The 9,565-nt window shown below is 53.3% G+C and carries 9 protein-coding genes and 1 other annotated feature; of the genes, 4 read left to right on the top strand and 5 right to left on the bottom strand.

Annotated features, from left to right (window positions below):
• Positions 1-197: 197 nt before the first annotated feature.
• From clpB to rluD, 3 genes are all read right to left on the bottom strand, one after another.
• Positions 198-2,771 (bottom strand): ATP-dependent chaperone ClpB, encoded by a 2,574-nt coding sequence (gene clpB, locus QRN24_RS22320; protein WP_284943072.1) that lies wholly within the window; start codon positions 2,769-2,771, stop codon positions 198-200.
• Positions 2,772-2,900: 129 nt separating this feature from the next.
• The gene (gene yfiH, locus QRN24_RS22315) at positions 2,901-3,632 is read right to left on the bottom strand and encodes a purine nucleoside phosphorylase YfiH (protein WP_063213950.1); all 732 of its coding nucleotides are present in this window, start codon (positions 3,630-3,632) and stop codon (positions 2,901-2,903) included.
• Positions 3,629-4,609, bottom strand: coding sequence for a 23S rRNA pseudouridine(1911/1915/1917) synthase RluD (gene rluD / locus QRN24_RS22310; protein WP_014171235.1), 981 nt, complete (start codon positions 4,607-4,609; stop codon positions 3,629-3,631). The genes yfiH and rluD overlap by 4 nt, the downstream gene beginning before the upstream one ends.
• 131 nt (positions 4,610-4,740) lie before the next feature.
• On the opposite strand from rluD, the gene bamD reads away from it, so the two are divergent.
• The 4 genes from bamD to pheA all read left to right on the top strand — a co-directional run bounded on the left by bamD (position 4,741) and on the right by pheA (position 7,506).
• Positions 4,741-5,478 (top strand): outer membrane protein assembly factor BamD, encoded by a 738-nt coding sequence (gene bamD / locus QRN24_RS22305; protein ID WP_013098339.1) that lies wholly within the window; start codon positions 4,741-4,743, stop codon positions 5,476-5,478.
• Between the two features lie 267 nt (positions 5,479-5,745).
• A complete protein-coding gene (gene raiA, locus QRN24_RS22300) occupies positions 5,746-6,087 on the top strand; it encodes a ribosome-associated translation inhibitor RaiA (RefSeq protein WP_003863162.1) in 342 nt (113 codons plus the stop codon).
• Positions 6,088-6,190: 103 nt separating this feature from the next.
• Positions 6,191-6,316, top strand: a sequence feature (Phe leader region).
• Positions 6,192-6,239 (top strand): pheA operon leader peptide PheL, encoded by a 48-nt coding sequence (gene pheL, locus QRN24_RS22295; protein WP_001386991.1) that lies wholly within the window; start codon positions 6,192-6,194, stop codon positions 6,237-6,239. (Overlaps the previous feature by 48 nt.)
• Positions 6,317-6,345: 29 nt before the next feature.
• Positions 6,346-7,506 (top strand): bifunctional chorismate mutase/prephenate dehydratase, encoded by a 1,161-nt coding sequence (pheA, locus tag QRN24_RS22290; RefSeq protein ID WP_020883922.1) that lies wholly within the window; start codon positions 6,346-6,348, stop codon positions 7,504-7,506.
• On the opposite strand, the gene QRN24_RS22285 is transcribed toward pheA, so the two are convergent.
• Both QRN24_RS22285 and tyrA read right to left on the bottom strand, forming a co-directional pair.
• Positions 7,503-8,375 (bottom strand): SMP-30/gluconolactonase/LRE family protein, encoded by an 873-nt coding sequence (locus tag QRN24_RS22285; protein WP_014171237.1) that lies wholly within the window; start codon positions 8,373-8,375, stop codon positions 7,503-7,505. The genes pheA and QRN24_RS22285 overlap by 4 nt on opposite strands.
• Positions 8,376-8,435: 60 nt before the next feature.
• The gene (gene tyrA / locus QRN24_RS22280; protein WP_014171239.1) at positions 8,436-9,557 is read right to left on the bottom strand and encodes a bifunctional chorismate mutase/prephenate dehydrogenase; all 1,122 of its coding nucleotides are present in this window, start codon (positions 9,555-9,557) and stop codon (positions 8,436-8,438) included.
• Positions 9,558-9,565 lie beyond the last annotated feature (8 nt).

Here is a 9,565-nt window from a genome sequence, read left to right as displayed (position 1 = left end):
CTGACCCGGCGGCGTGTGTGCCGTTGTTCCGTGTCAGTGGAGGCGCATTATAGGGGGTAATTCTGAAGCTGCAAGGATAAAGTGAAAATTATTTACTGACCGCTCACTTTCCAGGCAATTTGCATCCCAGACCTCAATTCTGGCCTGGTTTTTAAACAAAAACGAGCCGCAAGCGGCCCGTTTTTGCGTTTTGTGACTTACTGCACTGCCACAATTTTGTCGTCGTTGGCTTCCAGACGGATAACTTTGCCCGGAATCAGCTCCCCGGAGAGTATCTGCTGCGCCAGTGGGTTTTCGATCTGTTGCTGGATTGCGCGTTTCAGCGGACGCGCCCCATAAACCGGATCGTACCCATTTGCGCTCAAGAGCTTCAGCGCATCATCGGAGATGTGAATTTCATATCCACGCTCTTCCAGACGTTTATACAGACGCTGCAGCTGAATCTGCGCAATCGACGCAATATGTTTCTCACCCAGAGGATGGAACACTACCACTTCATCAATACGGTTAATGAACTCTGGACGGAAGCTATGGCTTACCACGCCCATCACCAGATCCTTCATATGGCCGTAGTCCAGTTCACCGAAACGTTCCTGAATCAAATCGGAACCCAGGTTCGAGGTCATGATCACTACCGTGTTACGGAAGTCGACCGTTCTCCCCTGTCCGTCAGTCAGCCGTCCATCGTCAAGAACCTGCAGCAGAATATTGAACACATCCGGATGCGCTTTTTCCACTTCATCCAGCAGGATGACGGAATAAGGACGACGGCGCACCGCTTCTGTCAGGTAGCCACCTTCTTCATAACCCACATATCCTGGAGGCGCACCGACCAGTCGCGAAACGGAGTGTTTCTCCATAAACTCGGACATATCGATACGCACCATCGCATCATCGCTGTCAAACATGAAGTTAGCCAGCGCCTTACACAGTTCGGTTTTACCGACCCCCGTAGGCCCCAGGAACAGGAACGAACCGATCGGACGATTAGGGTCAGACAACCCTGCACGGCTACGGCGAATGGCATTAGAGACCGCTTCAACCGCCTCGTTCTGACCAATCACGCGCTGATGCAGATCCTGCTCCATGCGCAGCAGTTTGTCGCGTTCGCTTTCCATCATGCGCGCAACCGGAATACCGGTCCAGCGAGCCAGCACTTCAGCGATCTCCTCATCCGTTACTTTGTTTCGTAACAGACGCATCGTTTTGCCTTCCGACTGTGTGGCGATCTCAAGCTGTTTCTCAAGCTCAGGAATTTTGCCGTACTGCAGTTCAGACATTCGCGCCAGGTCACCCACACGACGCGCTTGCTCAATGGCAATTTTCGCCTGTTCCAGTTCAGCTTTAATTGTCTGAGTACCCGAGAGTGATGCTTTCTCCGCTTTCCACTCTTCTTCCAGCTCAGAGTACTGACGCTCTTTATCGTCCAGTTCTTCGTTGAGCATATCCAGCCGTTTCTTACTGGCTTCATCAGACTCTTTCTCCAGTGCCTGCTGTTCCAGTTTGAGCTGGATGATGCGACGGTCGAGCCTGTCCAGCTCTTCCGGTTTCGAGTCAATCTGCATACGAATGCTCGAGGCCGCTTCATCAATAAGGTCGATTGCTTTATCGGGCAACTGACGGTCAGCGATATAACGATGCGAAAGCGTGGCCGCTGCAACAATCGCCGGGTCAGTAATCTGCACATGGTGGTGCAGTTCATAACGTTCTTTCAGCCCACGCAAGATCGCGATGGTATCTTCAACGCTTGGCTCAGCAACAAACACTTTCTGGAAACGACGTTCCAGCGCAGCATCTTTTTCGATGTACTGACGATACTCATCCAGTGTGGTAGCCCCTACGCAGTGAAGCTCCCCACGAGCCAGGGCTGGTTTCAGCATGTTACCGGCATCCATCGCGCCGTCCGCTTTACCCGCGCCGACCATGGTGTGCAGTTCGTCAATAAACAGAATGACGTTGCCTTCCTGTTTCGCCAGGTCGTTAAGCACGCCTTTCAGACGCTCTTCGAACTCACCGCGGTATTTCGCCCCGGCCACCAGCGCACCCATGTCGAGCGCCAGTACACGACGACCTTTCAGCCCTTCCGGCACTTCACCGTTCACAATGCGCTGCGCCAGACCTTCGACGATGGCTGTTTTACCGACCCCCGGCTCACCAATCAGCACCGGGTTGTTTTTGGTACGACGCTGCAGTACCTGGATAGTACGGCGAATCTCTTCATCACGGCCGATCACCGGGTCAAGCTTGCCCTGCTCGGCACGCTCGGTCAGGTCGACCGTAAATTTTTTCAAAGCCTGACGTTGGTCTTCGGCTCCCTGATCGTTCACGCTTTCACCTCCGCGCATTTTCTCAATCGCCTGAGTCACATTGGCGGTGGTTGCACCGGCAGATTTCAGCAGGTCGGTCAAGGTACCGCGTGATTCAAGCGCCGCCAGAACGAAAAGTTCTGACGAAATAAAGTTGTCCCCACGTTTTTGCGCCAGCTTGTCGCAAAGATTCAGCACACGCACCAGATCCTGAGACGGCTGAACGTCGCCACCGGTACCTTCTACCTGGGGTAAACGGCTCAGGGCCTGATCGATGGCGGTGCGTAACTGGCCAGCATTAATGCCGGCAGACGTTAATAACGGACGTACCGATCCCCCTTCCTGATTCAGCAAGGCGCTCATTAAATGAAGAGGTTCGATGAATTGGTTGTCGTGCCCCAGTGCAAGTGACTGGGCATCGGCGAGAGCAAGCTGGAATTTATTAGTAAGACGATCCAGACGCATAACTCCTCCCATAACAGGTCAAATTTGCTACTGGAGATTAAATGAGGTCATCCCTCAATTATTCAAGGTTAATGACCTGAATTATGTGAAAAGAAAACGGCACGTTCCGGATCGTCTTGATTCTTTAGGTTATATCAGCCAAATAAAACTTGCCATACGACCTGTCGTCTTGTCGCGGCGATAAGAGAAAAAATCACCCTTTTCGGTGAAGGTACAACGATCGCCGCCGAAGATCTGCGTCACGCCGACATTATTCAGGCGCTGGCGGGCCAACAGGTAAATATCGGCCAGATATTTTTCACCGGCAGGAAGGAAAGCATCCGCGGCCTGCAGATCTTTCTCCATAAAGGCTTCGCGGACCTCGGGTCCCACTTCAAACGCATGAGGACCAATGGCCGGGCCGAGCCAGGCCATGATATTCGCAGGGTCATCTTTAAAGCAGGCGACTGTCTCTTCGAGCACACCTTCACACAGACCACGCCAGCCCGCATGCGCTGCTGCCACCTCGGTACCGGCACGGTTACAGAACAGAACCGGCAGGCAATCGGCAGTCATTACCGCACATACCGTTCCCGGGGTATCACTGTAAGACGCATCGGCCCGTTTAGACGCATAGGGTTCGCCCGTTAACGGCAGTACCGTTTTACCGTGAACCTGTTCCAGCCAGACCGGTTTCGACGGTAAATTCCCGGCAGCAAACAGGCGTTTGCGGTTTTCTTCAACGTGCTCCAGGTTGTCACCACAGTGTGCGCCGAGATTCAAAGATTCCCACGCGCCCTGGCTCACACCGCCGATACGGGTTGAACTGCAGGCAGCCACGCCCTCAGGCAGTGGCCACTCCGGGACAATCAGTTTGGTCATAACCAGTCCACTTGATCTTTATGTTCTTCAAAATCAACACGCATGGCGTCAATAAGGTCGACCATATCCTGTGGGATCGGCGCGTGCCATTCCATCTGAATACCGGTGATAGGATGGTAAAGACGCAGCATCGTTGCGTGCAGCGCCTGGCGATCAAACTTACGCAGTACGCTAATGAACTCATCCGATGCACCTTTTGGCGGACGCGGACGACCACCGTAGACCTGATCGCCCACCAGCGGATGGGTAATGTGCGCCATATGAACACGGATCTGGTGAGTACGACCGGTTTCCAGACGCAGACGCAGACGCGTATGAATGCGGAAGTGTTCCATAATGCGGTAGTGCGTCACCGCTGGCTTACCCATCGGGTGCACCGACATATGGGTACGTTTGGTTGGGTGACGGCTGATAGGTTCTTCCACCGTGCCGCCAGCGGTCATATGACCAATGGCCACCGCTTCATATTCACGGGTGATTTCACGCAGCTGCAGAGATTCCACCAGACGTGTCTGAGCTGGAACGGTCTTTGCCACCACCATCAGACCCGTGGTGTCTTTATCCAGACGGTGAACGATGCCGGCGCGCGGAACATCCACGATAGGCGGGTAATAATGGAGAAGTGCGTTAAGCACTGTGCCATCAGGGTTCCCCGCGCCCGGATGAACAACCAGGTCACGTGGCTTGTTGATCACCAGGATGTCATCATCTTCATAGACGATGTTCAGCGGGATATCCTGCGGCTCGAAGCGGATATCCTCTTCGATTTCAGCATTGATGGCGACGGCTTCCCCACCTAACACTTTCTCTTTTGGTTTGTCCCAGATCTTGCCGTTTACCAGCACGCGCTGGTCAAGGATCCATTCTTTTATGCGTGAACGCGAATAATCAGGGAACAATTCGGCCAAAGCCTGATCTAAGCGTTGACCGAGCTGATTTTCGGAGACTGTTGCGGTGAGTTCTACTCGTTGTGCCATAAACTGCTTCTTCGTTTAACGTTGGGTTTTACGGCTTTGCCGTTTAATATAGTGTGCTATTGTAGCTGGTCTTAATCGGGAGCAGGAACAGAGTTTCTCCCGGACAAACATTTGAGGAAAGTCAAAACGTCATGACGCGCATGAAATATCTGGTGGCAGCGGCCACGTTGAGCCTGGCTTTGGTGGGCTGCTCCGGTTCAAATGAACAGGTCCCTGACAATCCGCCGAATGAAATCTATGCGACTGCACAACAAAAGTTGCAGGACGGTAACTGGAAACAGGCGATAACGCAACTGGAAGCGTTGGATAATCGCTATCCATTTGGTCCGTATTCGCAGCAGGTACAGTTAGATCTCATCTATGCCTACTATAAAAATGCCGATCTGCCGCTGGCTCAGGCAACCATCGATCGTTTCATGCGTCTGAACCCGACTCATCCTAACATCGATTATGTCATGTACATGCGCGGTCTTACCAACATGGCGCTGGACGACAGTGCCCTGCAAGGTTTCTTCGGTGTGGATCGTTCTGACCGTGACCCGCAGCATGCGCGTGATGCTTTCAACGACTTCTCCAAACTGGTGCGCGGCTACCCGAACAGCCAGTACGTCACTGACGCGACCAAACGTCTGGTGTTCCTGAAAGATCGTCTGGCGAAATACGAATACTCCGTTGCGGAATACTATACCCGCCGTGGCGCATGGGTTGCCGTGGTTAATCGTGTAGAAGGTATGTTGCGTGATTACCCGGATACACAGGCAACGCGTGATGGCCTGAAGCTGATGGAAAATGCTTACCGTCAGATGCAGATGACCGCACAGGCTGACAAAGTGGCGAAAATCATCGCTGCGAACAGCAGCAACACCTGATATTGCCTCAATGCAAAACGGCAGCCTTCGGGCTGCCGTTTTTTTATGCGTTCAGAGATCCGCTGAAGCGGTTTAGCCTCAACACATCCTATCAACTATGACCGCAAATCGGGCCTTCCACAAGGTAAATATCACCTCTTCCTGCCCTGCCTCACAAAAAACATTCCCTGACAAAAACCGACAAAATAACGTGATCTAAATCACACATTTTGACATTAGGACAGGTATGCTGGAATCACCAAGACGGAAAGACAAGAGGTAAAATTTATGACAATGAACATTACCAGTAAACAAATGGAAATTACTCCGGCAATCCGCCAACACGTCGCAGACCGTCTCGCCAAACTGGATAAATGGCAAACACATTTGATTAACCCACATATCATCCTGTCCAAGGAGCCGCAAGGTTTCATCGCTGACGCAACTATCAATACTCCAAACGGCCATCTGGTCGCCAGCGCAAAACATGAGGATATGTACACCGCTATTAACGATTTGATCAACAAGCTGGAACGGCAGCTCAATAAAGTGCAACACAAAGGTGAAGCCCGTCGCGCCGCAACGTCGGTGAAAGACGCCAGCTTCGCGGAAGAAGTTGAAGAAGAGTAATCCTTTAAATTGAGTTTACCGCCAACGCGCCTTCGGGCGCGTTTTTTATTGACAGCGTGAAAACAGTACGGGTACTTTAACGGTATCAACAACAGGATGATTTCATGAAACACACACCGTTTTTCTTCGCATTCTTTTTTACCTTCCCCTGATTGGGAGGCGTTTCGTCGTGTGATAAAGAATGCGAAGACGAACAACAAGGCCTCCCACACCGGGAGGCCTTTTTTATTAATAACGATAAACGAGACAGGCAACACTATGACACCGGAAAACCCGTTACTGGACCTGCGAGTGAAAATCAGCGCACTGGACGAAAAATTACTGGCCCTGCTGGCAGAACGTCGCACACTCGCCATCGAAGTGGGAAAAGCCAAGCTGGACTCCCATCGGCCGGTGCGTGATATTGACCGTGAACGCGACCTGCTGGAACGCCTGATTCAGCTTGGCAAAGCGCACCACCTCGACGCCCATTACATCACCCGTTTGTTCCAGCTCATCATCGAAGACTCCGTTCTGACCCAGCAAGCGCTACTCCAGCAGCATCTGAATAAAACGAACCCGCACTCTGCACGTGTCGCCTTCCTCGGCCCTAAAGGCTCTTACTCTCACCTTGCCGCGCGCCAGTACGCAGCGCGTCATTTCGAAGAGTTTATTGAAAGCGGCTGCGCAAAATTTGCTGATATTTTCAATCAGGTCGAAACCGGACAGGCGGATTACGCCGTCGTACCGATTGAAAACACCAGCTCTGGTGCCATTAACGACGTGTACGATCTTCTGCAGCACACTACGCTGTCGCTGGTTGGCGAGATGACAATTCCTATCGATCACTGCGTACTGGTCTCTGGCTCAACCGACCTGAGCCAAATCGAGACGGTGTACAGTCACCCACAACCGTTCCAGCAGTGCAGTCAGTTCCTCAACCGTTATCCGAACTGGAAAATTGAGTACACCGAAAGCACTTCTGCGGCGATGGAAAAAGTGATGCAGGCAAATTCCCCGACGGTGGCCGCGCTTGGCAGCGAGGCGGGCGGAGCGCTGTATGGGCTGCAGGTACTGGAACGCAACCTGGCGAACCAGACGCAAAATATCACCCGCTTCGTGGTACTGGCCCGTAAAGCCATCAATGTCTCTGAGCAGGTTCCGGCTAAAACGACGCTGCTGATGGCGACCGGGCAGCAGGCGGGTGCGCTGGTTGAGGCCCTGCTGGTACTGCGTAACCACAACCTGATCATGACGAAGCTGGAATCGCGCCCGATTCATGGTAATCCGTGGGAAGAGATGTTTTATCTGGATATCCAGGCCAACCTGGAATCTGCATCCATGCAGAAAGCCCTGCGTGAACTGGGTGAAATCACCCGCTCAATGAAAGTGCTGGGCTGCTATCCGAGCGAAAACGTCGTGCCGGTTGACCCCGCTTAACGTTCGATAAAGCGGCTTTTCTTCATCCCTGCCACGCTAACGGGCAGGGTGAAGATGGCGCCGGAGAGCGGATACTGCGCCACTTCATCCGCATCCATATTTTCCCGCGTGGTCGTGATAAACAGGGTTTTCATATCCTCGCCGCCAAAGCAGACCATCGTCGGACAGCGAACCGGCATGCGATGCTCTTCCAGTTGCTCCCCCTGCGGTGAAAAGCGTGCGATACGCCAGCCATCAAACATTGCGCTCCAGTAGCAGCCTTCTTCATCCATCGCAGCACCGTCGGGTATGCCCTCCCCCTCTTTAAAGCGGCGGAATATCTCGCGTTTCCCGGGCTCACCTTGCTCATCAAGCGGCGTGCGGTAGATAACGCCATTTGGCGTATCAGAGGTGAACATCCACTGTTTGTCCGGGCTGAATGCCAGACCGTTGTGCCCGTGAATATCACACTGGATCACTTTCGGCGTCAGGTCATTATCGATACGCATCAGCATGGCGCCGTTGTAATCCCCCGGCCCCCAGAAGGTTCCCGCATAGAACCGTCCATGATGATCGGTACCTCCATCATTAAAACGCGCCAGTTGCGGGTTAGAGGGGTTATCACACACCTTGCGCTGAAGCAGGCCGTGCTTGTCAGCAAGCCAGATGCCATTGCGCATCGCGACGATAAAGCCGCCACGCTCACGCAGAGCGAAACAGCCTACTTCTTCATGGAAAGAGAGTACCGTGTGTTCCGCGGTGGGCAGATGATAACGGTGGATCTCCCCCTCCAGAATATCTGCCCAGTAGAGCGCATGCTCTTCGGCACTCCACGTCGGACATTCGGGCAGATGCCCGGTGTAATTCAACAGCGGCTGCGGTTCGGCCATAACAGTTCCCCAAAATGAAAAAAGCCAGCATTGCTGGCTTTTAGTATATACATCATCGCATTACTGGCGACTGTCATTTGCCTGACGCAAAAGCGTGCGGCTCTCACTCTGAAAACGTTGTGCATAATCGCCAAACCAGTGCTCGACTTTACGGAAGCTGTCGATAAACGCCTGCTTATCGCCATGCTCCAGCAAGGTGATCGCTTCACCAAACCGCTGGTAATAACGTTTGATAAGCGCCAGGTTGTTCTCAGAGGACATAATAATGTCGGCGTAAAGCTGTGGATCCTGAGCGAACAAACGCCCGACCATCGCCAGCTCCAGGCGATATATCGGCGAAGAGAGCGCCAGCAGCTGTTCAAGCTGCACATTCTCTTCCGCCAGATGCAAACCGTAGGCAAAGGTCGCAAAGTGGCGCAGCGCCTGAATGAACGCCATGTTCTGATCGTGCTCTACCGCGCTGATCCGGTGCAACCTGGCACCCCATACCTGAATTTGTTCCAGGAACCACTGATAGGCCTCCGGCTGACGACCATCGCAGTACACCACAACCTGCTTCGCCAGGCTGCCACTGTCCGGACCAAACATCGGGTGCAGGCCAAGCACCGGGCCAGTATGCGCCGCCAGCATCGCCTGCAGGGGGCCATTTTTGACCGATGCAAGGTCAACCAGGATGCAATCTTTCGGCAACGGTGGAAGCTTGCCGATGATCTGCTCCGTCACGTGGATAGGCACGCTGACGATAACCATCCCCGCATCGGCCATCAGCGCTGGCGCGTGTTCCCAGTCCTCTTTTTCCAGAATGCGAACCTGATAACCAGAAAGCGTCAGCATTTTTTCAAACAGACGCCCCATCTGGCCCGCACCACCCACAATAACCACCGGGCGCAGGGACGGACAGAGGGTTTTGAAGCCCTTATCGTTTTCGCTGGAATAGGATTCCCGCATTACGCGACGCAAGACATCTTCAATCAGATCAGGCGAGACGCCCAGCGCCTGGGCCTCTTTACGCCGCGAGGCCAGCATGGATGCCTCACGCTCCGGGACGTAAATCGGCAGGCCGTATTTGCTTTTTACCTCACCCACTTCGGCAACCAGAGCCATACGGCGCGCCAGCAGGTCCAGCAACGCCTTATCCACTTCATCAATTTGATCGCGTAACGCGGTCAATTCAGCAACCATAACTACCC

This window comes from Enterobacter sp. MEB024 (genome assembly GCF_030209635.1).
GTDB classification, from domain to species: domain Bacteria; phylum Pseudomonadota; class Gammaproteobacteria; order Enterobacterales; family Enterobacteriaceae; genus Enterobacter; species Enterobacter ludwigii.
Note: the sequence above shows the minus strand (reverse complement) of the source record. Positions and strands in the feature narration are given on the sequence as shown.